This window comes from Haloarchaeobius salinus, assembly GCF_024464185.1.
Classification (GTDB): domain Archaea; phylum Halobacteriota; class Halobacteria; order Halobacteriales; family Natrialbaceae; genus Haloarchaeobius; species Haloarchaeobius salinus.
In genome coordinates, this window is record NZ_JANHAU010000001.1 from 337,515 (window position 1) to 363,871 (window position 26,357).

General features: G+C 68.9%; 29 protein-coding genes. 16 read left to right on the plus strand and 13 right to left on the minus strand.

The genetic code is table 11. From position 1 onward, the window contains the following. Window positions 1-11: 11 nt before the first annotated feature. The 9 genes from NO345_RS01655 to NO345_RS01695 form a co-directional block, all read right to left on the minus strand. Window positions 12-1,370 (minus strand): hemolysin family protein, encoded by a 1,359-nt coding sequence (locus NO345_RS01655; protein WP_256295986.1) that lies wholly within the window; start codon window positions 1,368-1,370, stop codon window positions 12-14. 129 nt (window positions 1,371-1,499) lie between these two features. Then, the gene (locus NO345_RS01660; RefSeq protein WP_256295987.1) at window positions 1,500-2,516 is read right to left on the minus strand and encodes a S66 family peptidase; all 1,017 of its coding nucleotides are present in this window, start codon (window positions 2,514-2,516) and stop codon (window positions 1,500-1,502) included. Window positions 2,517-2,648: 132 nt separating this feature from the next. Then, window positions 2,649-2,945: a hypothetical protein gene (locus NO345_RS01665; protein ID WP_256295988.1), complete on the minus strand. Its 297-nt coding sequence runs from the start codon at window positions 2,943-2,945 to the stop codon at window positions 2,649-2,651. Window positions 2,946-3,017: 72 nt separating this feature from the next. Then, a complete protein-coding gene (locus NO345_RS01670; protein WP_256295989.1) occupies window positions 3,018-3,449 on the minus strand; it encodes a type II toxin-antitoxin system VapC family toxin in 432 nt (143 codons plus the stop codon). Then, on the minus strand, window positions 3,446-3,721 hold the full coding sequence (locus NO345_RS01675; RefSeq protein WP_256295990.1) for a hypothetical protein: 276 nt from the start codon (window positions 3,719-3,721) through the stop codon (window positions 3,446-3,448). Before NO345_RS01675 ends, NO345_RS01670 begins: the two co-directional genes overlap by 4 nt. 35 nt (window positions 3,722-3,756) lie before the next feature. Further along, entirely contained in the window at window positions 3,757-4,299 is a 543-nt protein-coding gene (locus NO345_RS01680; protein WP_256295991.1) for a GNAT family N-acetyltransferase, read from the minus strand. Between the two features lie 55 nt (window positions 4,300-4,354). Continuing rightward, window positions 4,355-4,894: a GNAT family N-acetyltransferase gene (locus NO345_RS01685; RefSeq protein ID WP_256295992.1), complete on the minus strand. Its 540-nt coding sequence runs from the start codon at window positions 4,892-4,894 to the stop codon at window positions 4,355-4,357. An 80-nt stretch (window positions 4,895-4,974) separates the two neighbouring features. After that, window positions 4,975-5,547, minus strand: a complete 573-nt coding sequence (locus NO345_RS01690; protein ID WP_256295993.1) for a GNAT family N-acetyltransferase — start codon at window positions 5,545-5,547, stop codon at window positions 4,975-4,977. A 61-nt stretch (window positions 5,548-5,608) separates the two neighbouring features. Then, window positions 5,609-6,286 carry a DedA family protein gene (locus NO345_RS01695; protein WP_256295994.1) on the minus strand — a complete coding sequence of 226 codons (678 nt, stop codon included), beginning with the start codon at window positions 6,284-6,286 and terminating at the stop codon, window positions 5,609-5,611. A 131-nt stretch (window positions 6,287-6,417) separates the two neighbouring features. Here NO345_RS01695 and NO345_RS01700 point away from each other — a divergent pair, with 131 nt between their 5' ends. The 4 genes from NO345_RS01700 (at window position 6,418) to glnK1 (ending at window position 9,915) form a co-directional block, all read left to right on the plus strand. Then, the gene (locus tag NO345_RS01700; protein ID WP_256295995.1) at window positions 6,418-6,705 is read left to right on the plus strand and encodes a hypothetical protein; all 288 of its coding nucleotides are present in this window, start codon (window positions 6,418-6,420) and stop codon (window positions 6,703-6,705) included. Between the two features lie 90 nt (window positions 6,706-6,795). Further along, window positions 6,796-7,779, plus strand: a complete 984-nt coding sequence (gene hemB, locus NO345_RS01705; RefSeq protein WP_256295996.1) for a porphobilinogen synthase — start codon at window positions 6,796-6,798, stop codon at window positions 7,777-7,779. A gap of 323 nt (window positions 7,780-8,102) precedes the next feature. Next, window positions 8,103-9,569 carry an ammonium transporter gene (locus tag NO345_RS01710; RefSeq protein ID WP_256295997.1) on the plus strand — a complete coding sequence of 489 codons (1,467 nt, stop codon included), beginning with the start codon at window positions 8,103-8,105 and terminating at the stop codon, window positions 9,567-9,569. Beyond that, window positions 9,562-9,915 carry a nitrogen regulatory protein GlnK1 gene (gene glnK1, locus NO345_RS01715; protein ID WP_256295998.1) on the plus strand — a complete coding sequence of 118 codons (354 nt, stop codon included), beginning with the start codon at window positions 9,562-9,564 and terminating at the stop codon, window positions 9,913-9,915. The genes NO345_RS01710 and glnK1 overlap by 8 nt, the downstream gene beginning before the upstream one ends. Before the next feature lie 459 nt (window positions 9,916-10,374). Here glnK1 and NO345_RS01720 read toward each other — a convergent pair whose 3' ends face one another. After that, the gene (locus tag NO345_RS01720; protein WP_256295999.1) at window positions 10,375-11,268 is read right to left on the minus strand and encodes a DMT family transporter; all 894 of its coding nucleotides are present in this window, start codon (window positions 11,266-11,268) and stop codon (window positions 10,375-10,377) included. A 138-nt stretch (window positions 11,269-11,406) separates the two neighbouring features. Between NO345_RS01720 and hemL the strand changes: the two genes are divergently transcribed. The 6 genes from hemL to recJ all read left to right on the plus strand — a co-directional run bounded on the left by hemL (window position 11,407) and on the right by recJ (window position 17,848). Next, the gene (gene hemL / locus NO345_RS01725) at window positions 11,407-12,747 is read left to right on the plus strand and encodes a glutamate-1-semialdehyde 2,1-aminomutase (RefSeq protein WP_256296000.1); all 1,341 of its coding nucleotides are present in this window, start codon (window positions 11,407-11,409) and stop codon (window positions 12,745-12,747) included. A 66-nt stretch (window positions 12,748-12,813) separates the two neighbouring features. Beyond that, the gene (locus NO345_RS01730; RefSeq protein WP_256296001.1) at window positions 12,814-13,452 is read left to right on the plus strand and encodes a class I SAM-dependent methyltransferase; all 639 of its coding nucleotides are present in this window, start codon (window positions 12,814-12,816) and stop codon (window positions 13,450-13,452) included. A 179-nt stretch (window positions 13,453-13,631) separates the two neighbouring features. Further along, window positions 13,632-14,720, plus strand: coding sequence for a hydroxymethylbilane synthase (hemC, locus tag NO345_RS01735; RefSeq protein ID WP_256296002.1), 1,089 nt, complete (start codon window positions 13,632-13,634; stop codon window positions 14,718-14,720). After that, window positions 14,717-15,469 (plus strand): uroporphyrinogen-III C-methyltransferase, encoded by a 753-nt coding sequence (cobA, locus tag NO345_RS01740; RefSeq protein WP_256296003.1) that lies wholly within the window; start codon window positions 14,717-14,719, stop codon window positions 15,467-15,469. Before hemC ends, cobA begins: the two co-directional genes overlap by 4 nt. Beyond that, window positions 15,466-16,215 (plus strand): uroporphyrinogen-III synthase, encoded by a 750-nt coding sequence (locus NO345_RS01745; protein WP_256296004.1) that lies wholly within the window; start codon window positions 15,466-15,468, stop codon window positions 16,213-16,215. Before cobA ends, NO345_RS01745 begins: the two co-directional genes overlap by 4 nt. Before the next feature lie 217 nt (window positions 16,216-16,432). After that, window positions 16,433-17,848 carry a RecJ family nuclease gene (gene recJ, locus NO345_RS01750; RefSeq protein WP_256296005.1) on the plus strand — a complete coding sequence of 472 codons (1,416 nt, stop codon included), beginning with the start codon at window positions 16,433-16,435 and terminating at the stop codon, window positions 17,846-17,848. Between the two features lie 24 nt (window positions 17,849-17,872). Here recJ and NO345_RS01755 read toward each other — a convergent pair whose 3' ends face one another. Further along, on the minus strand, window positions 17,873-18,469 hold the full coding sequence (locus tag NO345_RS01755) for a metal-dependent hydrolase (RefSeq protein WP_256296006.1): 597 nt from the start codon (window positions 18,467-18,469) through the stop codon (window positions 17,873-17,875). A 91-nt stretch (window positions 18,470-18,560) separates the two neighbouring features. Here NO345_RS01755 and NO345_RS01760 point away from each other — a divergent pair, with 91 nt between their 5' ends. Together NO345_RS01760 and NO345_RS01765 are read left to right on the plus strand one after the other, a co-directional pair. Then, window positions 18,561-19,175: a DUF2238 domain-containing protein gene (locus NO345_RS01760; protein ID WP_256296007.1), complete on the plus strand. Its 615-nt coding sequence runs from the start codon at window positions 18,561-18,563 to the stop codon at window positions 19,173-19,175. Between the two features lie 27 nt (window positions 19,176-19,202). Continuing rightward, window positions 19,203-19,931 carry a TVP38/TMEM64 family protein gene (locus tag NO345_RS01765; protein WP_256296008.1) on the plus strand — a complete coding sequence of 243 codons (729 nt, stop codon included), beginning with the start codon at window positions 19,203-19,205 and terminating at the stop codon, window positions 19,929-19,931. Window positions 19,932-20,132: 201 nt separating this feature from the next. Here the strand turns inward: NO345_RS01765 and NO345_RS01770 are convergent, their stop codons facing one another. Continuing rightward, a complete protein-coding gene (locus NO345_RS01770; protein WP_256296009.1) occupies window positions 20,133-21,911 on the minus strand; it encodes a vWA domain-containing protein in 1,779 nt (592 codons plus the stop codon). A gap of 313 nt (window positions 21,912-22,224) precedes the next feature. Here NO345_RS01770 and NO345_RS01775 point away from each other — a divergent pair, with 313 nt between their 5' ends. Next, window positions 22,225-23,112, plus strand: a complete 888-nt coding sequence (locus NO345_RS01775) for a DUF7351 domain-containing protein (RefSeq protein ID WP_256296010.1) — start codon at window positions 22,225-22,227, stop codon at window positions 23,110-23,112. A 78-nt stretch (window positions 23,113-23,190) separates the two neighbouring features. Then, window positions 23,191-23,508 carry a DUF5783 family protein gene (locus NO345_RS01780; protein WP_256296011.1) on the plus strand — a complete coding sequence of 106 codons (318 nt, stop codon included), beginning with the start codon at window positions 23,191-23,193 and terminating at the stop codon, window positions 23,506-23,508. A gap of 4 nt (window positions 23,509-23,512) precedes the next feature. Here the strand turns inward: NO345_RS01780 and NO345_RS01785 are convergent, their stop codons facing one another. Continuing rightward, complete coding sequence (locus tag NO345_RS01785; protein WP_256296012.1) at window positions 23,513-24,139, minus strand: phosphoribosyltransferase; 627 nt, start codon at window positions 24,137-24,139, stop codon at window positions 23,513-23,515. A gap of 271 nt (window positions 24,140-24,410) precedes the next feature. On the opposite strand from NO345_RS01785, the gene NO345_RS01790 reads away from it, so the two are divergent. Then, on the plus strand, window positions 24,411-24,773 hold the full coding sequence (locus NO345_RS01790; RefSeq protein WP_256296013.1) for a NifU family protein: 363 nt from the start codon (window positions 24,411-24,413) through the stop codon (window positions 24,771-24,773). 81 nt (window positions 24,774-24,854) lie between these two features. Beyond that, window positions 24,855-26,357, plus strand: a complete 1,503-nt coding sequence (locus NO345_RS01795; protein WP_256296014.1) for a sulfatase — start codon at window positions 24,855-24,857, stop codon at window positions 26,355-26,357.

Sequence of the window (26,357 nt, forward strand, 5' to 3'; positions counted from 1 at the left end):
CCGGTGACGGTCTAGTCCGTCGTCCCGTCCGCGTCCTCGTCCTGCTCGCGCTCGCCTTCCGCGTCCACGCTTCGGATCCGGACCGTCGAGATGCGTGCGCCGTCGACACCGGTCACCTCGAGGACGTACTCGCCGGCGTCGACGGTGTCGCCGACCTCGGGGATGCGGTCGAGGCGCTCCAGCACGAAGCCACCGAGCGTCTCGAACCCGTCGCTCTCGAACTCGGTGCCGAGTTCCTCGTTGACGTCGGAGAGGGAGACCGAGCCGTCGGCGTCGTAGGTGCCGTCGTCGTGCGGGCGGACGGAGTGCTCGCGGATCTCGGCGTCGAACTCGTCGCGCAGGTCGCCGACGATGGCCTCGACGACGTCCTCGACGGTCGCGATGCCCTCGAGGACGCCCCACTCGTCGATGACGGCGGCCATCTGGCGGTGCTCCTCGCGGAACTGCAGGAGGAGGTCGCTGACGGACGTCGTCTCGGGGACGACGACGACGTCGCGGGCGAGGTCGCCGGCCGTCGCCGACGCGAGGTCGGACTCGGTGGCGCGGAGGAGGTCCTTCACGTCGACGTAGCCGACCACCTGGTCCGGGTCGTCCGCGTCGACGACGGGGTAGCGTGTGTGCTCGGCGTCGAGGACGGTCGCGCGGAGGTCGGACAACGACATGTCGGCCGGGATGCTCACCACGTCGGGTCGTGGCACCATCACCTCGCGAACTGTGGTGTCGTCGAGGTCGAAGACGCGCTCGATCATGTCGACCTCGGCCGTCTCGACGTGGCCCGCCTCCCGCGAGCGCATCAGCACGCGACGGATCTCGCGCTCCTCGAGCGTCTCGTCGGTCTCCGAGGCCGGCGGCACCCCGAGGAGGCTCGTGAAGTAGTTGGCGGCACCGTTGAACACGACGATGCCGGGCTTGAACAGGTAGTACGAGAACTTCATCGGCGGCGCGAGCAGCAGGGAGACGCGCTCGGCGTCGGCGATGGCGATGGTCTTCGGGGCGAGCTCGCCGAAGACGACGTGGAGGAACGTGATGATGCTGAACCCGATCGCGAACGCCACCAGGTGGATGATTCCCGAGGGGAGCACCGGTGCCAGCACCGGTTCGATGAGCGCGGCGACGGCGGGCTCGCCGATCCAGCCGAGGCCGAGCGAGGCGAGCGTGATACCGAGTTGCGTCGCGGCGAGGTAGTCGTCGAGGTTCGCCATCACGTCCTGGAGAGCCGCGGAGCCGGCCAGGCCCTCCTCGGCGAGCTGCTCGACCGAGGTGGAGCGGACCCTGACGAAGGCGAACTCCGAGGCGACGTAGAACCCGTTCAGGACGACGAGGAACAGTGCGGCGAGGACACGCGCCGTGGAGAAGATGGGGTCTACCATCGCTCCCCTCGGCTGCGGTGTCCGTTCGAGTGTCGTGTGTCCATGGATGGAACTCGAGGGTGGCGCTATTAAAACGGGGGCACTGACGGCCACGCCGCGGCCACCGCTCGACGGGCGGGGCGTCCCCGGTCAGCGCCCCCCGGCGAACGCGACCGACGCCGCGACCGGGTCGAGCTCGACGTGCCCGCCGATGGGGACCGGGAGCTGGGGGTCGGTGTGGCCGAAGTCGAGGTCGAACAGGATGGGCACGTCGGGCTGGTACGTCCGGCAGGTCTCCGTGATGGCCGCGCGCTGTGTCTCGCGGTACTCCCGCCGCGCCGCGTCGCTCCGGGCCTCCCGGTGTCTGGTCTTCGGGCGGCCGACCACCACCCCGGCGGCCCGCTCCAGGAACCCACGTTCGCCGAGACAGCGCAGCACGGACTGCACGGTGTAGGGGTCGGGCAGGAGCTCGGAGGTCTCCAGCGCGAGGACGAACCCCTCGGTGGGCTCGGGGACGAACCGGTCGACGGCCAGGAAGTGCTCCAGCACGACCACGCAGCCACCCCAGAGCGGACCCGAGACCGGCTCGTCGGACGGGAACGCCCACGTCCAGCCGGGGTTCGGCTCCCACTCCCGGGGCGCGTCGGTGTCGAAGTCGAAGTAGTCGTCCGTCCACTCGTCGGCTGGTTCGACCGCGCCGAGCGTCTCGTCGAACAGCGCGCGACGGAGGTACCGGTCGGTGTATCCGGGAAGTTCCGTATCCAGCGCGAGGCCGGGGACGAACTGGCAGCCGTAGTACGAGACGACGCCGGCGGCCGAGAGCGCGAGGTGGAGGATGGTGTTGTCGCTGATGCCGAAGAACCGGGTCGGGTTCGCCCGCAGGCGGTCGGGGTCGAGGTGGCGGAGCAGCCGCAGCTGGTCCTCGCCGCCGGTCACCGCGAAGCCGGCACTCGCGTCGGACTCGAACGCCTCGTGGACCTCGGCGGCGCGCTCCGCGGGCGACAGCTGCGCGTCGGCGAGGACGCTCGGGTACAGGCGCGGCGACATGTCGAACGTGCGGAGGCGCTCGACGCCACGGTCGACGACCGAGGCGGGCAGTCGTCGCGACGGGGCCAGCACCGCGACCTCGTCGCCGGGCTCGACGGCGGGTGGGACGATACCGTGCATTCGGGTCGTGAGAGACGCCGGGGTCGTATCAAACTAACTCGGGCTCGACACGGCGTGACAGCGGTGCGGGGATCGGATGCCGTGACGGTGCAGAGGCTGCAGAACTGCAGCGGTGCCGATGGCCGTGTCGACTCAGGCGGTCAGCTCGACGTCGTCCTCGAGCTCGATCTCGTGCTCCTCGTCGACGTCCTCTCGGCCGCGGCCACGGACGCGCCGGGCGACCGCGCCGACGGCGACGACGGCACCGACGACCGCACCGAGGACGGCCACGCGGCGGACGCGGCCGGCGATGGTGCGTCGGGCGCTCTCGTCGGACTCCATCGTCATCGAGCCGTGGTCCATCTCGTCGTCGCCATCGGCGGGGGTTTCGCCGCCGATGTGGGCGTCTTCGACACGCAGCTCTACGAGGGTGATTTTTTCGAATACCATACCTATACGGACGCTGATATCCGTCTTAACCGTTGTGTGAGCCGTGCTACGCCGGGTGTCCACTCGCGAAAATCACAGCTCACTCGGCTGTAGTCGCTCGACGAGACCGTCGAAATCGTCGTCGAACGAGAGGACGTGGTCGATATTACGACGCTCCACTACCGCAACCGTGTTGGCGTCCGTGAAACTCAGCGACTGGTCTTCGTACCGGTCGAACAGTTCGACCGTGGCCTCGAACTCAGCTTCGGTGACGTGGAGTAGCTCGACCAGTTTCGGGAACTCACCGGTGCCACGGATACGCTCGCCCAGCGTCCGCGCTGCGCTGTGGTTTCCGGACCGTTGTCTCGTTAGCGTAACCGACTCGTCGTAGACGTAGTCGCTGGTGAAGATGCGACCGAACTCGCCGGACGCGAGCCGCCGCATTGCGTCGACAGCGGGTTCGTGGCGGTTCGCGTCGCTGTCGTGCTGGGCGTAAAAGACGCCCGTGTCGACGAAGACGCTCATCCGTACAGGATTTCGTCGATATCGTTCTCGTCTGTCTCCTTCCCCGAGGATATCGTTCCCGAGAGCCACCGTTCGGTTTCAGCTTCCGAGAGTCCGTCCCAATCGTCCCGGAAGGAGTCGACGAGTTCGTCGCGGGACTCGAATCCGTGCTCGGTGATGCGGCGCAACAGTTCCTGCTGTGTCACCCGTTCGCCAGTCTCCAGTCGGATCTCCGCCTGGAGACGTTCCAGCAGGTCTTTCGTCCGGTCATCGACCTTGACGGATGTCGCCATACTACGGAGTAGCGACCGCTAACTGATACCGTTTTCTACTGTCTCCACTCGTCCTCCAGCAGCCCGTAGTACCGGGTGCCGACGTACTCGCCGTCGTAATACTGGTTCTCGCGGAGGGTGCCCTCGAGGGTGAACCCGAGCTTCTCCCAGATGCCCGCGGAGGCGTCGTTGGGCTCGATGACGCGGGCCTGGAGCCGGTGGAGGTTGCGCTCGGAGAACGCGTAGTCGACGAGGAGTTCGCTCGCCTCGGTGGCGTAGCCGTTGCCCCAGTGCTCGGGCGCGATGCTGATGGCGATCTCGCCCCAGCGGGTGCGCTGCTGGATCTTGAACAGTGCGATGTCACCGACGGGTTCGGGGCCGTCGTCGCCCTCGACGCAGATGAGCAGGTTCACGCCGTCGTCGTCGGAGACGACGTTCTCGAAGAACTGGCGGGTCTGCTCGCTGTTGGAGGGGTCGGCGCTGGTGAGCGGCCGTCGGACGCGGGGGTCGTTGATGTTCCGGTTGAGCAGGTCGAGGTCCTCCTCCTCGATGGTCCGGAGGGTGACGCGCTCGCCGGAGAGGAAGGCGGCTCCTGGCATGGCCGAACGTCGTGTGCCCCACGGAAAAGCCGTTTCGACGGTGTGTGGGTGGGTCTCAGCCGTCGCCGTCGAGCCACTCGTCTTCGAGCAGGCCGTAGTAGTGCATGTCGACGTACTCGCCGCCGTCGAACTCCTGCTCGCGGAGGGTGCCCTCGTGGGTGAACCCGAGCTTCTCCCAGACCCGGGCGGAGGACTCGTTCGTCGCCAGCGGGCGGGCCAGGAGGCGGTGAAGGTTGCGCTCCGTGAACGAGTAGTCGATGACGAGCTCGGCCGCGGCCGTCGCGTAGCCTTCGCCCCACTGCTCCGGGACGACCCAGACGCCGAGGTCGCCCCAGCGCGTGCGTTCGTCCTCGACCGAGACGGAGACGAAGCCGACGGGCTCGTCGTCGTCGCAGATCAGCAGGTGGACCGAGTCGTCGTCGCAGATGACGTTCTCGAAGTACTCGGTCATCTCCGCCTCGTTGGCGGGGTAGGGCCAGGCGAACGGGCGGCGGACCCGCTCGCGGTTCCGGTGCTCGGTGATGAACGCGCAGTCGTCGCGCTCGACGGTCCGGAGGGTGACGCGGTCGTCGGCGAGGAAGGCGGCTCCTGGCATGGGGTGACGTGCTGCCGGCTGTGAAAAAGTGGTTGCGGGGGTGTGAGGCGGTGTGACGGGGACGGGCTGCTGGAACGGGCTCAGTCGTCGCCGTCGAACCACTCGTCGGCGAGGAGTCCGTAGTCGTGGACGTCGACGTACTCGCCGCGGACGAACTTCGCGTCGCGGGAGACGCCCTCCTCGCGGAAGCCGAGCGACTCGAGCAGGCCACGCGAGGCCTCGTTCGTCGACAGTGCGCGGGCCTCCATCCGGTGGAGGCGGCGGCTGCCGAACGCGTAGTCGAGCACGAGCGAGACGGCCTCCGTCGAGTAGCCCTCGCCGTGGGCCGCCGGGGAGAGCCAGTACGCGACCTCGCCGTTGCCGGCGCGCTCGTTCACGTGGAAGAACATCACGAAGCCGATGGGCTCGACGCCGTCCTCGACGAATCGCTCGTCGTAGCCGGTGTCGTCGCCCTCGACGCAGACGAGGAACTGCGCGCCGTCGCCGTCACTGCCGATGTGCTCGCGCTGCTCGTCGAGGTTCGTCGGACCGACGAGCGTCATCGGGTTGCGGATGCGCGGGTCGTTCGAGTGTGTGGCGAGGAACTCCGCATCCTCGTCCTCGGTGGTTCGGAGGGTGACGCGTTCGCCAGTCTCGAAGATGGGACCGGGCATGCGTGGTGGCTCTCGTGGCCGTCACTAAGCCGTTCCGGGAGGCTGTGTCCCTATCGCACGCTCAGAACAGGCCGAACAGGTTCAGCTCGACAGCCAGTATCGCCGCGGCCGCGAGCCACGACTCGAACACCAGCGTGCCCAGCGCGGACAGCGCCGCGAACTCGCGGACGTCCATCTCCGAGACCCCGGCGGGTACCGTCAGCATCCCCCGCGTGAACAGCAACGCGTTGCTCACCGGGACCGCCGGCCGGCCGTAGCGGTGGAACCAGCCGTCGAACCGGTCGAGGCGGTCCTCGCTCACGCGGAACCACGGCTTCTCGAGCAGCCACTCCCGGCCGCCGCGCTGGGCGAGCAGGAAGAGGAGGGTCTGTCCGACGGTCGCCCCCGCGACCGCGATGGCGAGGACGAGTACGACCATCCCCAGGTCCGCGCCGCCGCTCGCGAGCACGCCGATGCTCACCGGCACCAGCGCCTCGCTCGGCGCGAAGTAGAGCAGCATCGCCCCCTCCAGCACGAAGATGGCGAAGAGCGCGGCCAGCCCGTAGCGGTCGATGAGCGACCGGGCCAGCGCCTCGTCGCCCCAGACGAACAGCGCGATGCCCGCGATTCCGGCCAGGAAGAACGTGCCCGCGACGACCAGCAGGCCGTAGTCCTCCGCGAAGGTGCGGAGCCTGCTTCTCTCGTCCGCGTCGGTGGTGTTCTCCGACTCGTAGCCACCGTCCGCGCGCTCGTCTCCCATTGCTTCTCGTGTGGTCGGCGGGCGGGTAAATCGTTTCCGCACCGGCACGGCGACGGGTGGACCGGTCGACGAGGTGACCAGCGCTACGGACGGTGGATTCATGCCGCCGGTGGCGGTACTGTCGGGGGACGATGGAACCGAGACGGTGCTACGTAGTCGGCCTCGGACTGTGTCTGGTCGGCGGGCTCGCGACCGTCGCGAGTCTCGTGCTCGCCGGGGCGTTCGGGGTCGGCGTCCTCGCGTTCGCGGCGACGGGCACCTTCGTCCTCGCGCTCTCGAACGTCCCCGACCGGGAGCCGTTCGACATCGAGCCGACGCTGGCCCACCGCGTCGCGACCTGGGGTGGGGCCGTCTTCGCGCTCGCGCTCGGGGTCCTCATGCTCGGTGTCGGGGTCGTCTCGCTCGTCACGTTCGGGTGACCGCCGGCCCCCACGGCGGTGTGGCTCAGGCTCCGGGGCCGACGGCTGGCGGACGGTGCGGTTTTTACGCTCGCCGACAGAGGCCCGGGTATGGACCTCACGAACCGACCGCGGCGGCTGCGCGGCGACGGCGTGCGCGGGCTGGTCAGCGAGACGAGCATCGCCCCGGCGGACCTCCTCGCGCCGGTGTTCGTCGACGCGACGACCGACGAGCGGGTACCCATCGGGTCGATGCCGGGCCACGAGCGCGTGCCGGTCGACGAGGCGGTCGCCCGCGTCGAGGAGGTACTGGAGACGGGCGTGGAGGCGGTGATGCTGTTCGGCATCCCGACCGAGAAGGACGCCGATGGGTCGCGCGCCTGGGCGGACGACGGCGTCGTCCAGGAGGCGACCCGGCGCATCAAATCGGAGACGGACGCCTACGTCGTCACGGACGTCTGCATGTGCGAGTACACCGCGCACGGCCACTGTGGGCTGCTCGCGGAGGACGCACGCGAGGGCGACGGCCTGACCGTGGACAACGACGCGACGCTGCCCGCACTGGAGCGCATCGCCGTCTCGCACGCCCGCGCGGGAGCGGACATGGTCGCGCCCTCGGGTATGATGGACGGGATGGTCGGGGCCATCCGCGAGTCGCTGGACGAGGACGGCCACAGCGAGGTGCCCATCATGAGCTACGCGGCGAAGTACGAGTCGGCGTTCTACGGCCCGTTTCGCGATGCTGCGGACGGGGCACCGTCGTTCGGCGACCGCAGACACTACCAGATGGACCCCGCGAACCGTCGCGAGGCGGTGCGCGAGGTCCAGCTGGACGTCGAGCAGGGCGCGGACGTGCTGATGGTCAAGCCCGCGCTGCCGTACCTCGATATCGTCGCGGACGTGCGTCGTGAGTTCGACCACCCGGTCGCCGCCTACAACGTCTCCGGCGAGTACGCGATGTTGCACGCGGCCGCGGAGAAGGGCTGGCTCGACCTCGAGGCGGTCGCCCACGAGTCGCTGCTCTCGATCAAGCGCGCCGGTGCGGACCTGATCCTCACCTACTTCGCGGAGGACGTGGCGCGCTCGCTCCCGTAGGCGCGGCGTCCGTCCTGACCGTCGGAAATCCGTCAGCGGTCGCTCCAGTGATAGTTCGTGCCGTCCACGACTGTCCGGTTCTGGCCCACGAACGCCCACGGAACCGCGCGATAAACAACCTTGTATGGATTATATTTGCTATTAAGATGGACGAACGCACATTAGGGCGAGATATTATGGACGGACGTCAACGCTAACCATTATATTGTTCTCTCTCATGAGCTGTGACCGTACTACATGAGCACGAGTATGGCAGTATTGGTGGAAAACGTGGACGAACGTGCAGAAAGTGGCAACATTTGCGCGAGTTCGGTGGTGGGAGGATGCTAGAGTTCTTCCCCCTGCAGTCGGAGGCACAGGCCATCGCGGACAGCATCAACTACGTGTGGGTGCTGGTCGTCTGCTTCCTCATCTTCTTCATGCAGCCCGGGTTCGCGCTGCTGGAGGCCGGGCAGGTCCGGGCGAAGAACGTCGGCAACGTGCTGACGAAGAACATGACCGACTGGGCGCTCGGCGTCCTGACGTACTTCGTCGTCGGGGCCGGCCTGGCGAGCATCGTCGGGATGCTCACGTCGGGGTCGGCCTTCGACCTGATGGCCGCGTTCTCCTACATCGGCGCACCCGGCGCGACCGGCTGGATCAACTGGGTGTTCGGGGCCGTCTTCGCGATGACGGCGGCGACCATCGTCTCCGGCGCGGTCGCCGAGCGTATGAACTTCGGGGCGTACGTCGGCTTCGTGGTCGTGCTGACGGCGCTCATCTACCCCACCGTCCAGGGGCTCACCTGGGCCGGCGGCCTGCTCTCGGGCCCGACGCCCGGGGGAACCGGCGGCTTCATCGGTGAGGCCCTCGGCGTCGGCTACCTCGACTTCGCGGGCGCGACCGTCGTCCACATGGTCGGCGGCCTCGCCGGCCTCGTGGCGGCCAAGATGGTCGGCCCGCGCACGGGCCGCTTCGACGAGAACGGCGACAGCCAGCCCATCCCGGGGCACTCGATGCTGCTGGCGGTCCTGGGGACGCTCATCCTGGCGTTCGGCTGGTACGGCTTCAACGTCGGCACGCAGGCGACCGTCCTCGCCGTGGCCGAGGACGGCTCGCTGACGTTCATGGGCGCGGTGCTCGGTCGCGTCGTCCTCGTGACGACGCTCGGCATGGGTGCCGGCGCGGTCGCCGCGATGGCCGTCTCGACGTACTGGCAGGGCAAGCCCGACCCGCTCTGGATGGCGAACGGTCTGCTGGCCGGTCTCGTGGCGGTCACGGGCGCGGTCCCGCACGTCACCTGGTGGGGCGGCCTCCTCATCGGTGCCATCGGCGGCGCGCTGGTGCTGCCCGCCTACCGCTTTACCGTCGACACGCTGCAGATCGACGACGTCTGTGGCGTCTTCGCGGTCCACGGTGCGGCCGGCGCGGTCGGCACCATCCTCATCCCGGTGTTCGCCGCGTCCGAGGGTGGCACCGCAATCCTGGGCGACAGCTGGGCGTTCCTCGGCGTCGACCAGCTCGCCATGCAGGTGGTCGGTGTCCTCGTCATCGGCACCTGGACGGTGCTCGCGACCGGGGCGACCGGCAAGCTGCTCGACGCGACGGTCGGCCTCCGCGTCTCCGAGGCGGAGGAGGAGGCCGGCCTCGACGCGGGCGAGCACGGCATCTCGACGTACCCCGAGTTCGTCGGCGACAGCAGCCCCGAGGCGTCCCGTCGCACGATGAGCGCGGACGGCGGCAGCGTCCAGACCGACGGCGGCGTCGACGATGCGACCGCCCCGGCCGACGGGGGTGAGAGCGATGACTGACAGCGACATCGAGATGGTCGTGGCCATCATCCGGCCCGACCGTCTCACCGACGTGAAGCGCGCGCTGGCGACGGTCGGCGCACCCTCGCTGACCGTGACCGACGTGTCGGGACGCGGCTCACAGCCCGCGAAGAAGAGCCAGTGGCGCGGCGAGGAGTACGTCGTCGACCTCCACCAGAAGGTGAAGGTGGAGTGCGTCGTCGCCGACATCCCCGCCGAGGACGTCGTCGAGGCCATCGCGGACGCCGCCCACACCGGCGAGAAGGGCGACGGCAAGATCTTCGTCCTGCCGGTGTCCGAGGCGTACCAGGTCCGCACCGGCAAGACCGGCGTCGACGCCGTCTGAACTCGGTTCGATTTTTTGCGTTTCTTTCGGCAGGGAACAGGTGTTGAGGCTCTGCCTCGTATGTCAATGAGGCAGGGTCAAACCTCTCGAAAGCCCCCCGTCGTCTCGGCTCCCGGGACCACAACTGCGTCCCCGGAAATCTCCGATTTCCGGTGGGCTCACGAAACGCACGCGTTTCGTGACCGATGCTCGCTGGCGCTGTCGCCCGAAAATCGGAGATCTTCGGGATGTGGCCAGAAATCGCAGATTTCTGGCTGCCTGCCGGACCTAGTCCGGCACTGACGAGAGAGCTTGCTCTCTCGAACCACGCTTCTCGTCCCTCGCACGAGCGCGGCGAGCGACCTCGCTTCGCTCGGCACGCTCGCCAGCCGCGTGCCACCTGATTAGTTCGATAGAACCACCGCTAGGGTTTACATTATTTGTAAACTTCAGAACCAGGCCAGCCGTTCCACGAATCCACTAACTCGCAACGGCCGCCCGCAGCGCCTCCCGCTTCACGAGCACGAAGCCGACGCAGATGACGAGGAAGCCGGCGACGGTGTTGGTGGAGACGACCTCGCCGAGCCAGTACCAGCCGACGAGCGTCGCGAACACGGGGGCGACGTAGCTGACGAGGTTGATCTCGACGGGGCCGAGCCGGTCGAGCAGCCCGAAGTACAGGAGGTAGCCGACGGCACCGGCGGCGAGGACGAGGTAGCCGAAGGCGAGGGCGACGCGTGGCGAGAGGGCGACCGTCTGTGGCTCCCCGGCGACGAGACTCCCGAGGTGGAGTAGCGGTCCCCCGACGAGCATCATCCAGCCCTGCCGGGCGGCGACGCCGAGGGCGGGCGTCTCCCGGCGGAGACCGACGGCGGCGAGCGCGAACGCCGCCGCGCTCGCGAAGAGGAGGGCGATGCCGAGCGGGTCGGGTGCGTCGACCGCCATCGGGCCGGGGACGGCGAGGATGGCGGTGCCGACGAGACCGAGACAGACGCCGGCGACACGGGACGGCGTGGGGCGGGCGCTGTCGAGGAACGCGGCGGCGAAGCCGACGCTCCAGATGGGTACCGTCGCGAGCACGACCGACCCGATGGCACCCGTGACCCGCGCCTGCCCGACGAAGAGCAGGCCGTTGTGGACGGCGACGATGCCGACGCCGCCGACGAGCACGGCCCGGAGGTCGGCCCGCTCCGGGACGATGGGCTGTCCACGGACGAGCGCGTACACCAGCACGACGACGCCGATGGCGTCGAACCGGAGCGCGGCCATGAGCAGCGGATCGACGCCGGCCTTCGCGGCGCGGATCGCCGGGTACGACGCACCCCAGAGGGCGGCGAGTGCGACGAACCCGACCAGGTTCTCGTGACGTCTCACAGTTCGGCCGAGGAGAGGCCCGACAATAGCACTTGTGTGGTGGCAACGCTCAACACGATCCACCGACTCCGTCCCCGAACACCCGACTCGAGGCGGCAGTCAGACAATCCTTTTACGCCCCCCTCCGAACGCCCGGATATGAACGAGGAGAACTCGCGGAACCTGTACGACCGGGCGCTCTCCGTCATGCCCGGTGGGGTGAACTCGTCGGTGCGGGCGGCCATCGAGCCGTACCCCTTCTTCGTCGAGCGCGGCGACGGCGGCCACGTCATCGACGCCGACGGCAACCGGTACATCGACTGGGTGATGGGGCTCGGCCCGCTCCTGCTCGGGCACGACCTCCCCCAGCCCGTCGAGTCGGCGGTCCAGAAGCACGCGAGCAACGGGCCGATGTTCGGCGCGCCGACGCCCATCGAGGTCGAACACGCCGAGTTCGTCACCCGGCACGTCCCGAGCGTGGAGATGATACGGTTCGTGAACTCCGGCACGGAGGCGACCGTCTCGGCGGTCCGGCTCGCCCGCGCCTACACCGGCCGCGACACGGTCGTCGTCATGCAGGGCAGCTATCACGGCGCGAACGACTCCACGCTCGTCGAGGGCGAGGGCGAACACGTCAGCCCGTCCAGTCCGGGCATCCCGGACGACTTCGCCGAGCACACGGTCGCGGTGCCGTTCAACGACCACGAGGCCGCGGCGAACGTCTTCGAGGAGCACGGCGACGACATCGCCTGCGTCCTCGTCGAACCGGTGCTCGCCAACTACGGCATCGTCACGCCGGCCGACGAGTACCACGAGACGCTCGCCGACCTCTGTGAGGACCACGGCTCGCTGCTGGTGTTCGACGAGGTCATCACCGGCTTCCGCGTGGGCGGTCTCCAGTGCGCCCAGGGGAAGTTCGACATCGACCCCGACCTCACCACCTTCGGGAAGATCATCGGCGGTGGCTTCCCCGTCGGTGCCATCGGCGGCAAGGCGAAGATCATGCGGAACTTCACGCCCTCGGGCGACGTGTTCCAGGCCGGCACGTTCTCCGGCCACCCCGTCACGATGGCCGCCGGGCTGGAGACCCTCACGTTCGCCGCCGAGAACGACGTGTACGACCACGTGAACTCCCTCGGCGAGAAACTCCGGCGCGGCCTCACCGATATCTGCGCCGACCAGGCCCCCGAGTACACCGTCGCCGGCCTCGACTCCATGTTCAAGGTCCTCTTCACCCGCGAGGGCCCGGACGACCTCGACGGCCAGTGCGAGGCCGGCTGTCGCCAGCGACCGTCCTGCCCGCGCTACGACTACTGCCCGAAGAACGGCGGCGACGTCGCGTCGGGCGAGACCGACCGCTGGCGGCGCGTCTTCTGGCCGCAGATGAAAGAGCAGGGTATCTTCCTCAGCCAGAACCAGTTCGAGTCCCAGTTCGTCTCCTACGGCCACACCGAGGAGGACGTCGAGGAGACGCTGGAAGCGTACAAACACGCACTCTAGGCGGTTCGCTCCCACTCCTCTGCGCTCGGCGCGGCCTCTTTCTCGCTCCGGCACCAACCACCGACGATGCCCGACGACCCGGTCCTCTCCGACGCGGACCGCAGCAAGCTCGACACCGGCCCCGACGACGACTTCTACGACCAGCCGCGGTTCGTCCAGCACGTCGACGAAGGGTTTCGCGACCGGCTCACCGACCTCTACCGCGAACACCTCGCCGACGGCGACCGCGTGCTCGACGCGATGTCGAGCTGGGTGTCGCATCTCCCCGACGACCGTGAGTTCGCCCGCGTCATCGGCCACGGGCTGAACGCGGCCGAACTCGGCGATAACCCACGGCTCGACGAGTACGTCGTCCAGAACCTCAACGAAGATCAGCAGCTCCCGTTCGACGATGCGAGCTTCGACGCGGTGCTGTGTGCCGTCTCGGTGCAGTACCTCCAGTATCCGACCGCGGTCTTCCGCGAGTTCCACCGCGTCCTCGCTCTGGATGGCGTCCTGGTCGTCTCCTTCTCGAACCGGACGTTCCACACGAAGGCCGTTCGTGCGTGGCGCGAGCGGTCGATGGACGAGCGCGCTGCCCTCGTGCGAAAATACTGCGAGGTTGCCGGCTTCGGCAGGGTCGAGACGGTTCGGGAACCCCGACGCTCCGTCCTGCCCGGCCTCGGCGGCGACCCGTTCTACGCGGTCGTGGCCCACCGGACATAATTCTATATCGCAGTATAGGATTTATAGCCGTTCTGCCCCGCGCCTGCCTCGATGGCACCAAGAAAGCCGACATCGTTCGAAAACAGTAGATTCGACGGTCGAATCGGCCGTTCCCACCGCGACGCACTCGCCGACTGCAAACTGGTGGGCTTTTCACCGTCGGTCACCGACTCCCTCGCATGAGAACACGTGGGACCATCCGGCTGGCGACGCGAGGCTCCGACCTCGCCATCCGGCAGGCGACGACGGTACGCGACGCGCTGGCGGAGCGGCGATACGAGGTGGAGCTCGTGGAGGTCGAGACCGAGGGCGACAAGGTGCGCGACGAGCTGATCGCGGACCTCGGCAAGACCGGCGCTTTCGTGCGATCACTCGACGAGAAAGTGCTCGACGGCGACGTCGACGCCGCCGTCCACTCGATGAAGGACATGCCGACGGAGATGCCCGACGACCTCGTCGTCGCGGGCATCCCCGAGCGCGCCCCGGCCGGCGACGTGCTCGTGACGCCCGACGGCAGCACGCTCGATGAGCTCGAATCGGGTGCCGTCGTCGGGACCGCCTCGATGCGTCGGCAGGCACAGCTCCGGAACGAGCGCGACGACCTGACCGTCGAGCCCATCCGCGGGAACGTCGACACGCGGGTCGAGAAGGTGCTCGCGCCATCGCTCCAGGCCGAACACGAGCGCCGGACGGAGGCCGAGAAGGAGAGGAAGGGCAACGTCGGCGACGACGACTTCGAACCCGAGTTCGACCGGACCGTCGAGGAGTGGTTCGACGACAGAAGCGAGATCGAACGCCGCGCGCTCGGCCGCGAGGTCGAGACGGCCTACGACGCCATCGTCCTCGCCGAGGCCGGGCTCCAGCGCTCCGGGCTGGCCCACCACGTCGAGTACCAGCGGCTCTCGAACGAGACGTTCGTCCCGGCCGCCGGCCAGGGTGCACTCGCCGTCACGGCACGCGACGACGAGACCGCCGAGGAGCTCCACGAGGTGCTCGACTTCCCGCGAACGCGCGTCGAGACCACCGTCGAGCGGACCGTCCTCGCCGGGCTGAACGGCGGCTGCATCGCGCCCATCGGCGTCCACGCCGTCCTCCAGGGCGAGTACGTCCACACGAGCGCGCAGGTGCTCCACCCCGACGGCGACGACGTCGTCCAGCAGCGCCGGGACATCCCCGTCGAGACGCACGTCGCGGCGGCGAAGGAGTTCGCCCAGAACCTGCAGGATGCCGGCGCGGACGAACACGTCGCGGCCGCTCGCGAGCGATGACCGGCTTCGTCTACCTCGTCGGGAGCGGCCCCGGCGACCCCGACCTCATGACGGTGAAGGCCCGCCGACTGCTCGATGAGGCCGACGTGGTGCTCCACGACAAGCTCCCCGGCCCCGAGATCCTCGGCACCATCGACGAGGAGCGCCGCGAGGACGTCGGCAAGCGAGCGGGCGGCGAGTGGACCCCACAGGAGTACACCAACAGACGGTTGGTCGAACTCGCCGAGGCTGGCAAGACCGTCGTCCGGCTCAAGGGGGGCGACCCGTTCGTCTTCGGTCGCGGCGGCGAGGAGGCCGAACACCTCGCCGCACACGGCATCCCGTTCGAGTACGTCCCCGGCGTCACCTCCGCCATCGCCGGGCCGGGCGTCGCCGGCATCCCCGTCACGCACCGCGACCACGCCTCCTCCGTCTCCTTCGTCACGGGTCACGAGGACCCCACGAAGGCGGAGTCGGCGGTCGACTGGGACGCGCTCGCGGCCACGGACGGCACGCTCGTCGTCCTGATGGGCGTCGGGAAGCTCCCCGACTACACCGCTGCGCTCCGGGAGGCGGGCATGGACCCGGAGACGCCCGTCGCACTGGTCGAGCGCGCCACCTGGCCCGACATGCAGGTCGCGACGGGGACGCTCGACAGCATCGTCGACGTGCGCGACGAGGCGGGAATCGAACCGCCCGCGATCACCGTCGTCGGCGACGTCGCCGGGACGAGAGACCGCGTCGTCGAGTTCCTCAGGACCCGAACATGACCACGAGAGACACCACCGTTGCCGTGTTCCGTCCGGACGATGAGCGGCTGCGCGACGCCGTCGAACTGATCGAGTCCCTCGGCGCGACGCCGGTTCCGGACCCGATGCTCGAAGTGCGGGAGACGGGCGCGTCGCCCCGAACCGACGCCGACTACACCATCCTGACGAGCAAGACCGGGGCCGAACTCGCCCGCGAGACCGGCTGGGAGCCCGGTACGACGACGGTCTGTGCCATCGGTTCGGCGACGGCCGACGCGCTGCGCGGCGAGGGCTACGAGGTCGACGTGGTCCCCGAGGAGTTCACCTCGTCCGGACTGGTCGAGACGCTCGCCGACCGCGTCGACGGTGCGCGCGTCGAGGTCGCCCGGAGCGACCACGGCAGCGAGGTGCTGCTGGACGGACTGGAGGCGGCCGGCGCGTACGTCCACGAGACGGTGCTGTACCAGCTCGTCCGTCCCGAGGGCGCGGGCGAGTCGGCCGAACTGGCGGCCGCGGGCGAGCTCGACGCCGCGTGTTTCACCTCGTCGCTGACCGTCGAGAACTTCCTCGCGGCCGCCGAGGCCCGTGGCGTCCGCGCCGAGGCTGTCGACGGTCTGGCCGACGCGGTCGTCGGCGTCATCGGCGAGCCGACCCGCGAGACAGCCGAGGACGAGGGTGTCGCGGTCGACGTGGTTCCCGAAAACGCGGAGTTCGACGAGCTTGCCTGTGGGGTCGTCGAGCGGGCCGCGCCGACGTACCACGACTGATCGGAACTGTTGTTTTCGGACGGTGTCGGCTTTCTCCGAGCCGTTGGCTCGTCGTGGGTGGCGAGCGAGGCGACCCATAAATAAACCTCATTCTACGATACGAAATGCGGGCCGGGACGTAAACGGTGGGCGTCGCCGGGGCCGTCGGTTCGGCGTGCGCGGTCGTCCCGCGGCCGACCCGACGGTTTAAACCGGACGACGACCCATCCTCCGACGAATGTCCCCCAGCGCTCCCGTCCCGGAACTCGCCGACCGCGCCGCCGCGTGCGCCGAGCGCCTGCGCTCGGCCGAGGCGGTGCTGCTCGCCTCGCACATCGACGCCGACGGGCTCACCAGCGCGGGCGTCGCCTCGACCGCGCTCGAACGCGCCGACATCCCCCACGAGGTCGTCTTCGAGAAGCAGCTCGACGCCGAGCGCATCGCGGCCATCGCCGAGACCGACTACGACACCGTGCTGTTCACCGACTTCGGCAGCGGCCAGATCGACGATATCGTCCCCCACGAGGAGCGCGGGGCGTTCACGCCGGTCATCGCGGACCACCACCAGCCCGGCGACGCCGACACCGAGTTCCACCTGAACCCCCTGCTGGAGGGCATCGACGGTGGCTCAGAGCTCTCCGGCGCGGGCGCGGCGTACGTGCTGGCGCGGGCGCTCGAGGGTGACGGCGACAACCGCGACCTCGCACGGCTGGCCATCGTCGGCGCGGTCGGCGACATGCAGGACAAGGACGGCGAGCTCCACGGCGCGAACGCGGCCATCGTCGACGACGGCGTCGCGGCAGGCGTCGTCGAGCACGGCACCGACCTCGCGGTGTACGGCAAGCAGACGCGGCCGCTCCCGAAGCTGCTGGAGTACGCGAGCGACGTGCGGATCCCGGGCGTGACCAACGACCACAACGGTGCGGTCGCGTTCCTCGACGAGCTCGACGTCGACTGCCGGGCCGACGGCGAGTGGCGGCGCTGGGTCGACCTCACCGCCGACGAGCGCCAGACCGTCGCGAGCGCGCTGGTGAAACGTGCGGTGTCCTCCGGCGTACCGGCCGACCGGATCGACGACCTCGTCGGGACGACGTACACGTTGACGGCCGAGCCCGAGGGAACCGAGCTCCGGGACGCCAGCGAGTTCTCCACGCTGCTGAACGCCACCGCGCGGTACGAGCGCGCCGACGTCGGGCTGGCGGTCTGTCTCGGTGACCGTGAGGAGGCGCTGACGGCGGCCCGGACGCTCCTGCGCAACCACCGGCGGAACCTCTCGGAGGGACTGGAGTTCGTGAAGAACGAGGGCACGACGACCGAGGAGCACGTCCAGTGGTTCCACGCCGACGACCGCATCCGCGAGACCATCGTCGGCATCGTCGCCGGGATGGCCCTCGGCGCGGGCGGCATCGACCGCCGCAAGCCCATCCTCGCGTTCGCGAACGAGAGCGACACCGAGGTCAAGGTCTCCGCACGGGGCAGCGGCGCGCTCGTGCGCAAGGGTCTGGACCTCTCGGTCGTGATGCGAGAGGCATCGCAGGCGGTCGGTGGCGACGGCGGTGGCCACGTCGTCGCGGCGGGCGCGACGATTCCCCGTGGCGAGGTCGAGGCGTTCGTCGCGGAGGCGGACCGACTCGTGGGAGAACAGCTCGCCTGAACCGCGAGGCGACGACGCGCCGCGTCACTCGAAGAAGCGCGCCGGCACGTGCTGTGCGACCGGCTCGGGTAGTGCCCGGGCGAGTGTGCTCCACACCACCGCGAGCCGCTTCCGGAGCGCGACGTACACCGCGCCGACCGTCAGCAGCGCGAGTGCGAACGCGGGGACAGGTTCGGGGAGCGTCATCGTCGGGACCGCCAGCACGACGGCCGTCCCGAGGTCGCGGGGCGAACCGTCGTAGGGAACGAGGCGCTTCGGGGCGAGCCAGCGGCCGTGGTAGTGGCTGTAGACGGCGCGCTCGGACCGCCCCTCCCACGGACGGAGCTCGAGGCCGCCGCCGTAGATGTCCATTACCGGATGCAGCGCCACGGCGACGAGGAACGTCGCAAGCGCGACGGTCGTGCTCGACGGTACCGCGGCGGCGAGCGCGACGGCGAGCCCTGCCGGGACCCAGCCGTACACCGGGTAGTGCAGGCTCTTCCGGTGGCCGGCGTAGATGTCGAGGTCGGGGAACAGGCTCCCGGCGAGTCCGGCGGCTGCGACTGTCACCGGATCCCCACCGACTCCGACCGCGAGCGCGGCGAGGACGAGCCCCGCCAGCGCGTGGGTCATGGCCATCATCACGCCCCCGTACGAGATGGGGCCTTACTAATCTGTCCCCTGTGCGAGGTCAGTGGGTGGGTTTTTCACGCTGCCACGGTTACCGACCGGTATGGACCGCCTTCGGCTGCTGAATCGTGCCCTCCAGGTCGGTCTCCTCGGTATCTTCGCCTTCGGCGTTCTCGCGCGCAACGTCAGCGTCGTGGTGAACGCGCTGGCCGGCTTCGGCGTGACGCTGGTCCCCGCGATGCTCGCGCGCGACCGGGACCTCCTGCTCGACCCGCGGTTCACGCTCGTCGTCAGTGTCGCTGTCTTCCTGCACTCAATCGGGATGGTCGGGCTGTACGACCGCATCTGGTGGTGGGACCACCTGACCCACACGTTCTCCGCGACCATCGTCGCGGTCGTCGCCTACACCGTCGTCTGGGCCGTCGACGTCCACCGCGATGACATCCACCTCCCGCCACCGTTCACCGGCCTGTTCGTCCTCACCTTCGTACTCGCGATGGGTGTGCTCTGGGAGGTCGCGGAGTTCCTCGCGCGCGAGGCCGCCATCCTGCTCGGCCAGGAGCCGGTCCTCGTCCTCTACGGTCTCGGCGACACCATGTTCGACCTGCTGTTCAACCTCCTCGGCGCAGTGACGGTGACGGTGTTCGCGACGACCCGGTTGCGTCGCTGGGGCGAACAGCTCGCCGGCTGGCTCGACCGCCGGCTGGAGGCAAGCTAGAAACCCCTCGGGTGCGACACACCGACCGTGACACACACGCGCTTCCTCGCCGAGGACACCGACCCCCGGCAGGTCGCTGTCGGCCTGGCCATCCTCGTGCTCTTGCTCGTCGTCGGTGGACTGCTCACGAGCCAGCTCCTCTGGCTGTTCGAGGAGCCCGCCGCCCTCCGCGAGGCCGTCACCGCCTTCGGGCCGTTCGCGCCGCTGGCGTTCGTCCTCATGCAGGCGGCGCAGGTCGTCGTCGCACCCATCCCGAGCCACGTGCTCTCGTTCGCCGCCGGCTACCTGTTCGGCCCGTTCTGGGGGTTGGTCTACAGCATGACCGGCGCAGTCGCCGGCACGTTCGTCGCGCTCGTCCTCGCACGGCGGTACGGGCGGCCCGTCGTCGAGCGGTTCGTCGCACCCGAGGCACTCGACCGGTTCGACGTCTACCTCGGCGAGTACGGGTTGGCGGGCGTGTTCGTGGTGTTCCTGTTACCCGGCTTCCCAGACGACGTGGTCTGTCTCGTCGCCGGTGTCTCCGACCTCGACATCAGGAAGGTACTGATCGTGGCCACGGTCGGCCGGCTTCCGGGCTACCTCGTGCTCGTGCTCTCCGGTGCAGGGGTCGCCGAGGGACAGCTCTACGAGTCGGTGTCGCTACTGCTCGCGGCCGCAGCCATCGGCGGGCTCCTGTTCTGGCGGCGGGCACGACTGCTGGCGTGGCTCCGGCGGCAGCCGTCCGGCGACAACGGTCGCCATCAGCCCGGTTCCTGAGCCCGGTTCGGCCGCATTCGGTCGGCCTTCCGCACGAACGGCCCCGTTCTCGCAGTCGGTGGGTCGCCGACCACGGACAGTTCTATATCGCTGTATGCGATTTATGATGCGTGGTGCTGCGGGCGTTCTCGCCACTGGAAGAACGCCTGAAGCGACCGAAAATAGCTGGTACAGTGCCCAAATTCGATGTACGCCGGTGTATCACACCCGACCCGGCCGGTCGAGTCGGCGCGTCGTCACCGACGCGTCGGCCAGCCGTTCGAGCACCGAGAGCTCCCGTGAGAGGCCCTCGTCGCCGATCTCGGCCATCTCGTCCTCGAAGTACTCGGCGAACGACGCGAAGCGGTCGGCGTACTCGGGCGAGACGGTCAGCTCGGTCGACTGGCGCTCCCAGCGACCGAGGTCGTCGTAGTCGACGGGGTCGATACCGTCCCCGGGTGGTTCGCCGTCGTCCTCGCGCATGGCGACCGCCCAGTTCCGACAGAGGTCGGCGTAGCGGGTCAGCAGGACGGCCTTGCGGACGCCCGTGTTCGCGAACTGCTCCGGGCCGCCGTCGGGGAAGTCGACGGCCGCGGTCGTCTCGCTCGTCTCGCCCGACCGGTTCTCCCAGCTCGCACGGAGCTGGAACGAGCCGTCATCGCCCGTTTTGCGGAGCTTCGCAAGTACGACGCCGCCCTTGGTCTCCCCGCCCTCGCGGTCCGAGGCGAACAGCGTGTTGACGTGCATGACCTCGCCGGTGGCCTCATCGGCCGCGGAGGAGCCGTACACCGTCTCTATCTCGTATCCCTCGGCGTCGAGTTCCAGCGAGAGGTCGAAGACGAGCGGGGTGACCATGTACTGGAACCCGTCGGTGAGACGCTCCTCGAACTCGCTCGCCGAGTGGACCGAGTAGTGGTTCGCGCCGCGGACGCTCGTGATGGCGTCGATTATCTCGGTGTTGAAGTCGACGCCGACGCCGACGAACGTCGCGTGGACGTCGCGCTCGGCCTCGTCGGCGAGTCGGCCGCGGAGACCGCCCTCGCTGGTGTCGCCGAGGTTCGGCATCGCATCCGTGAGCACGACCATGCGGTTCTCGTAGACGGCCGGGTCGGCGTCCGCGACCGCGTCGAACTGGCTGCTCGCCTCGTCCAGCCCGGCCGAGAGGTCCGTGCCCCCGCCGGCCTCGATGTCCGCCTCGATGTGGCCGCGGATCGCCTCCATATCGGTCGTCTCGACGGGGTTCAGCGGTTTCGCCACCGTCGCCTGGTCGTTGTAGAGGACGACCCCGAAGCGGTCGCCGGGGCGGAGCTGCTCGGTCAGCGAGGCGAGTGCGTCCCGTGCGACCTCGATCTTCGGGCGTGCGTCGTCAGTCTCCGCGCGGTCGTCCTGGTCGTAGTGGTACTCGTCGAACGGCGAACCCATCGAGCCGGAGACGTCGAGGACGACGACGAAGTTGAGCCGTTTCCGCTCGAAGTCGTCGGCGTCGAGCCCGGAGTTCAGGCCGACGGAGAGGTACCGTTCCGTCTCGCCCGACAGCGGGTCGGCCGAGACGGCGGGCGCGTAGCGGGGACAGAACAGCGAGTCGCACTCTCCCGCGCTTCCCGTGTCGAAGTAGTAGTCGTAGAACAGCCCCTCGTAGGGCATGTCGCTCGGCAACGGGAGGAAGCCCTCCTCGACGTTCTGCCGGAAGTTGTTGACGTCCTTCGCGCCGCCAGCGGCGAGGCCGATGGAGCCGGCGTTGGCCGAGTCGGCCTGTACGGTGTAGCTGACGTTCGTGCTTCCGCCGGAACCGCCCGAGCTGCTACCACTGTCGCCCTGGCCGATGTCGGCCGGGTCGAACTGCCAGTCGTCGACGAGGCCACCCGGCGGGGCCGTCGTCGGTAGGTTGGTCGGCGGTTCGGTCTCCGGGTTGCCCGGGTTCGAGCCGGTGCTACAGCCGGCCAGCGAGGCGGCCGTCGCCGTCGCCAGCGCGAGGAACGAGCGTCTACGTCGCGGGGACATGGTCGTCCCTTTCTTCGCGACACCTATAACGTGAGTCCAAGCTGAAACCTCGATTTCAGCCAGCTCGCTGCCTGAGGCGGGGTCTCTGTATCCGTCGGCTGCTCACCGGCCCACGGGCAGTGAATCGAATACCACTATACAAAATCGCGTCGGGCGTCTCAGGTGCCGCCGGCCGCGAGCGACGACGTGTTCGGTGGCCCCGGGTGGCGAATCGGGAACCGCCACGGCTGTGGGTATGATTTTTGTCGCTCCGGCAGGACAGTCGTCGCACGTACGAAGGCTCCCGGGTGAGAGGGACGCCTCGTCCAGACCCATGGAAGACGAGAGGCGAACGTCGGGTGAGATAGACCCGTTCGAGCTGCTCGGGAACGAACAGCGCGCCGCGATCGTCGAGACGCTCGGTGACGCCCGCGTCGAGGCAGGGGTCCGACCGACGGTTTCGTTCTCGGAGCTGCGCGCGCGGACCGACCTCGACATCCCGAGTAGCCAGTTCAACTATCATCTGCAGCGCCTGCTCGGGACGTTCGTCGAGAAGACCCCGGACGGCTACCGGATGCGCGTGGAGGGCCGTCTCGTCTATCAGGCGCTCCGGGCCGGCACGTTCGACAGGGCCGGGCCGACGTCGACCCACGACCTCCACGTCGACTGCTACTACTGTGATGGGACGCTCAAGGCGACGTTCGAGGACGCGGTCGCCACGGTCGCGTGCGGGGACTGCGAGCACCTGTACGAGATACTGGGAGTGCCGCCAGCGGTGTTGGCCGCCGACACTGACGACGCAGTCGAGCGGTTCGTCGGCCACTGCCTGCAGAAACGATTCGCGTTCGCGAACGGCGACTGCCCGACCTGCAGTGCAGCGGTCGGGACCGAGCTCCACCGGGCACCCGGGCTGCCGTTCGACGACGACGAGACGGCGGTCGTGAGGATCTACCGCCTCTGCGAGAACTGTGGCGACCAGTTCTACCTCTCGCTCGGGGAGGCGCTGCTCTACGACCCGGCGGTCGTCTCGTTCTGTCTCGAGCGAGGACTCGACGTCGTCACGGCCCCGTCGTGGGAGATACCCTTCGCCGCGACCGACCGCTCGGTCGCACTGCCGTCCGAGGAGCCCCTCCGCCTCTCGCTGACGGTCGAGCTGGCCGGCGACGAACTCGAGCTGGTCGTCGACGAGTCGCTCTCGGTCGTCGAGCGGAACCGGCGCTGACGGTGGCGTCCCGGGCACGGCCGACAACCGGACCTCGGAAACGCCTCACTTTTGACCGCCCTGTCCCTTCGTCCACACATGACCGAGTTCGACCCCGAGCGCTTCGAGGACGAGAAGTACGTCGACTACTTCCCGCAGCTCCAGCGAGCCTACAAGAACGCGTTCGAGACGATGAACGAGGAGTTCGACTCGACGCTCGTCCACGGCATCGACCAGCAGGTGCTCAACGAGTCCGAGCCGTTCTACGACGAGGACGACGGGTTCACGGTCGAGCTGCCCGACGACCCCCACGACCGGCTCACCGGGGTCGTCGTCGACGAGGAGAAGTTCGACGCGGTGATGGGCCGCTACCGAGCGGAGATCCGGAGCGAGCTCCGGCGCGTCTTCGGACTGTAGTCGGTCAGGGCTCGTCGAGGTACGTCATCGCCTCCTCGTCGGAGACCTGCGCGAACGACTCGTAGAACTGGCCGACGGCGTGGAACTGCGGCGGCGTCAGCAGGCAGACCACCTCGTCGGCCTCCGCCCGGAGCCGTTCGACGGTGTCCGGTGGGCCGACCGGCACGGCGAGGACCACGCGCTCGGCTCCGGCCTCGCGAGCGCCGCGGATGCAGGCGATGGTCGTCGCTCCGGTCGCGACGCCGTCGTCGACGACGATGGCCGTCAACCCGTCGAGGTCGAGCGGAGGTCGCCCCTCGCGGTACGTCTCGGCCTTCTCCGCGGCGACGGCGTGCTGGCGGCCGGTCTCCTCGTCGAGGTACTCCTCACTGACACCGAGGTCGTCGACGAGGTCCTCGTTCACCCACACCGCACCGTCGCTCGCGACCGCGCCGACCGCGAGCTCCGGGTTCCAGGGCGCGCCGAGCTTCTTCGCGGCGACGACGTCGAGCGGGACGTCGAGCCTGTCGGCGACCGCCCGCCCGACGGGCAGGCCGCCGCGCGGGACGGCGAGGACGATGTCGCCCGAGACGTGCTGTTCGACGAGCAGCTCCCCGAGCCGCCGACCGGCCTCCGTTCGGTCCGCGAACATGCCACACACTACGGGGTGCTGTCCCTTCCGTATTTATCGACCTGTCAGCGGACTATCCGGGAGTCGGAGCTCGCGCCCGGTCTCCTGTTCGGCGACCTCCTCGACGCCCTCCGAGATGGCCTCCGTCGCACCGTCGTCTCGGACCCACTCTCTCGTATCCAGAATCACTTGCCCGGGGCGTGGCGGTGCGGGGGACCGGTCGAAACACCGGGCACGCCGTACGAACGCGTGGTGCGCAAGGTTTAGGGACACTCGTCCCGAACCTCGGCACATGAGCACCGAGACACAGGGCGGCGACGACCTGGAGGAGCGCGTCACGAACTTCCTCCGTCGCAACTTCCCGCAGATCCAGATGCACGGCGGCAGCGCGGCCATCCAGGACCTCGACCGGGAGACCGGCGAGGTCACCATCCTGCTCGGCGGTGCCTGCTCCGGCTGCGGTATCTCCCCGATGACCATCCAGGCCATCAAGAGCCGCATGGTCAAGGAGATCCCCGAGATCGAGCAGGTCCACGCCGACACCGGTATGGACGGCGGCGGCCACGGCGGCGGTGGCGACATGTCCCCCTCGTTCCCCGGCGAGACCGTCGACGACGACGGCGAGGAGGACGAGGGTCCGCAGGCCCCGTTCTGAGCCCGTCGAACCAGCGCCTCGGTCGGATATCTCGTGACGGAAAACAACAGTTCTTAATCCTTCGTCCCCTGCGAGCCGAGTATGGACCTCACAGACGGGCGGAACGTCCTCTTCGTCGTGATGGACACGGTCCGGAAGGACCACCTGTCCGTCTACGGGTACGACCGCCCGACGACGCCCGGGCTGGAGGCGTTCGCGTCGGAGGCGGCCGTCTACGAGGGAGCCGTCGCCCAGGCACCGTGGACGTTGCCGGTCCACGCATCGCTGTTCACGGGGCTGTACCCCAGCCAGCACGGGGCCAGCCAGGAGAACCCGTATCTGGAGCGGGCGACGACGCTCGCGGAGACGCTCTCCGACACCCACCGTACGGCGTGTTACTCCTCGAACGCGTGGATAACGCCGTACACCCACCTCACGGACGGCTTCGACGACCAGGACAACTTCTTCGAGGTGATGCCCGGCGAGTTCCTCTCCGGGCCCATCGCCCGTGCGTGGAAGGCGATGAACGACAGCCCGACGCTCCGTCGGGTCGCCGACTGGATGGTCTCGGTCGGCAACAGGATCCACGAGTACACCGCCTCGGGCGAGGGTGCGGACTCGAAGACGCCGCAGGTCGTCGACCGGAGCCAGGAGTTCATCGCCGACGCCGAAGCCGACGGCGAGAACTGGTTCCAGTTCGTCAACCTGATGGACGCCCACCTGCCGTACCACCCGCCCGACGAGTACCGCGACGAGTTCGCCCCCGGCGTCGACTCGACGGCCGTGTGCCAGAACTCGAAGGAGTACAACTCCGGCGCACGCGACATCGACGACGACGAGTGGGACGACATCCGGGGCCTGTACGACGCGGAGATCCGCCACATCGACAGCGAGCTCACCCGGCTGTTCGACTGGCTGAAGGCCGAGGGCCACTGGGAGGACACGCTCGTCGTCGTCTGTGCGGACCACGGCGAGCTGTTCGGCGAGCACGGCCTCTACGGCCACGAGTTCTGCATCTACGACCCGCTCGTGAACGTCCCCTGCATGGTCAAACACCCCGACCTCGAGCCGGGTCGGTACGGCGAGCAGTTCGAGCTGCTCGACCTCTACCACACCGTGCTCGACCACGCGGGCGTCGACCCCAGCGACGGGGACGGCGTCGGCCTCGACCCCACCCGGTCCCTCCTCGATGAGTCCCACGGCGACCGCGAGCAGGGCGAGTACGCCTTCGTCGAGTACTCCCGCCCCGTCGTCGAGCTGAAACAGCTGGAGGGGAAGGCCGCCGACGCCGGCATCACGCTCGAGGCGGACTCGCGGTTCTACTCCCGGATGCGTGCCGCCCGTCGCGAGGACGGGAAGTACATCCGCAACGAGCGCATCCCCGACGAGTTCTACCGGGTCGACGAGGACCCCGACGAGACCGACGACCGCCGCGGCGAGGGCGACCCCGTCGAGGACGAGGTCGAGGCCGCCCTGGCCGACTTCGAGGACCGCGTCGCCGCCGACTGGGACGGCGACTGGTCGACCGACGGGGACGACGGCGAACTCGACGAGATGAGCGACACCGCGAAGGAACGACTGCAGGACCTCGGGTACATGGAGTAG

Bases quoted from the DNA above. Each gene is read 5' to 3' on its own strand.
- NO345_RS01655 (WP_256295986.1), bottom strand. From the start codon at position 1,370: ATGGTAGACCCCATCTTCTCCACGGCGCGTGTCCTCGCCGCACTGTTC.
- NO345_RS01660 (WP_256295987.1), bottom strand. From the start codon at position 2,516: ATGCACGGTATCGTCCCACCCGCCGTCGAGCCCGGCGACGAGGTCGCG.
- NO345_RS01665 (WP_256295988.1), bottom strand. From the start codon at position 2,945: ATGGTATTCGAAAAAATCACCCTCGTAGAGCTGCGTGTCGAAGACGCC.
- NO345_RS01670 (WP_256295989.1), bottom strand. From the start codon at position 3,449: ATGAGCGTCTTCGTCGACACGGGCGTCTTTTACGCCCAGCACGACAGC.
- NO345_RS01675 (WP_256295990.1), bottom strand. From the start codon at position 3,721: ATGGCGACATCCGTCAAGGTCGATGACCGGACGAAAGACCTGCTGGAA.
- NO345_RS01680 (WP_256295991.1), bottom strand. From the start codon at position 4,299: ATGCCAGGAGCCGCCTTCCTCTCCGGCGAGCGCGTCACCCTCCGGACC.
- NO345_RS01685 (WP_256295992.1), bottom strand. From the start codon at position 4,894: ATGCCAGGAGCCGCCTTCCTCGCCGACGACCGCGTCACCCTCCGGACC.
- NO345_RS01690 (WP_256295993.1), bottom strand. From the start codon at position 5,547: ATGCCCGGTCCCATCTTCGAGACTGGCGAACGCGTCACCCTCCGAACC.
- NO345_RS01695 (WP_256295994.1), bottom strand. From the start codon at position 6,286: ATGGGAGACGAGCGCGCGGACGGTGGCTACGAGTCGGAGAACACCACC.
- NO345_RS01700 (WP_256295995.1), top strand. From the start codon at position 6,418: ATGGAACCGAGACGGTGCTACGTAGTCGGCCTCGGACTGTGTCTGGTC.
- hemB (WP_256295996.1), top strand. From the start codon at position 6,796: ATGGACCTCACGAACCGACCGCGGCGGCTGCGCGGCGACGGCGTGCGC.
- NO345_RS01710 (WP_256295997.1), top strand. From the start codon at position 8,103: ATGCTAGAGTTCTTCCCCCTGCAGTCGGAGGCACAGGCCATCGCGGAC.
- glnK1 (WP_256295998.1), top strand. From the start codon at position 9,562: ATGACTGACAGCGACATCGAGATGGTCGTGGCCATCATCCGGCCCGAC.
- hemL (WP_256296000.1), top strand. From the start codon at position 11,407: ATGAACGAGGAGAACTCGCGGAACCTGTACGACCGGGCGCTCTCCGTC.
- NO345_RS01730 (WP_256296001.1), top strand. From the start codon at position 12,814: ATGCCCGACGACCCGGTCCTCTCCGACGCGGACCGCAGCAAGCTCGAC.
- hemC (WP_256296002.1), top strand. From the start codon at position 13,632: ATGAGAACACGTGGGACCATCCGGCTGGCGACGCGAGGCTCCGACCTC.
- cobA (WP_256296003.1), top strand. From the start codon at position 14,717: ATGACCGGCTTCGTCTACCTCGTCGGGAGCGGCCCCGGCGACCCCGAC.
- NO345_RS01745 (WP_256296004.1), top strand. From the start codon at position 15,466: ATGACCACGAGAGACACCACCGTTGCCGTGTTCCGTCCGGACGATGAG.
- recJ (WP_256296005.1), top strand. From the start codon at position 16,433: ATGTCCCCCAGCGCTCCCGTCCCGGAACTCGCCGACCGCGCCGCCGCG.
- NO345_RS01755 (WP_256296006.1), bottom strand. From the start codon at position 18,469: ATGATGGCCATGACCCACGCGCTGGCGGGGCTCGTCCTCGCCGCGCTC.
- NO345_RS01760 (WP_256296007.1), top strand. From the start codon at position 18,561: ATGGACCGCCTTCGGCTGCTGAATCGTGCCCTCCAGGTCGGTCTCCTC.
- NO345_RS01770 (WP_256296009.1), bottom strand. From the start codon at position 21,911: ATGTCCCCGCGACGTAGACGCTCGTTCCTCGCGCTGGCGACGGCGACG.
- NO345_RS01775 (WP_256296010.1), top strand. From the start codon at position 22,225: ATGGAAGACGAGAGGCGAACGTCGGGTGAGATAGACCCGTTCGAGCTG.
- NO345_RS01780 (WP_256296011.1), top strand. From the start codon at position 23,191: ATGACCGAGTTCGACCCCGAGCGCTTCGAGGACGAGAAGTACGTCGAC.
- NO345_RS01785 (WP_256296012.1), bottom strand. From the start codon at position 24,139: ATGTTCGCGGACCGAACGGAGGCCGGTCGGCGGCTCGGGGAGCTGCTC.
- NO345_RS01790 (WP_256296013.1), top strand. From the start codon at position 24,411: ATGAGCACCGAGACACAGGGCGGCGACGACCTGGAGGAGCGCGTCACG.
- NO345_RS01795 (WP_256296014.1), top strand. From the start codon at position 24,855: ATGGACCTCACAGACGGGCGGAACGTCCTCTTCGTCGTGATGGACACG.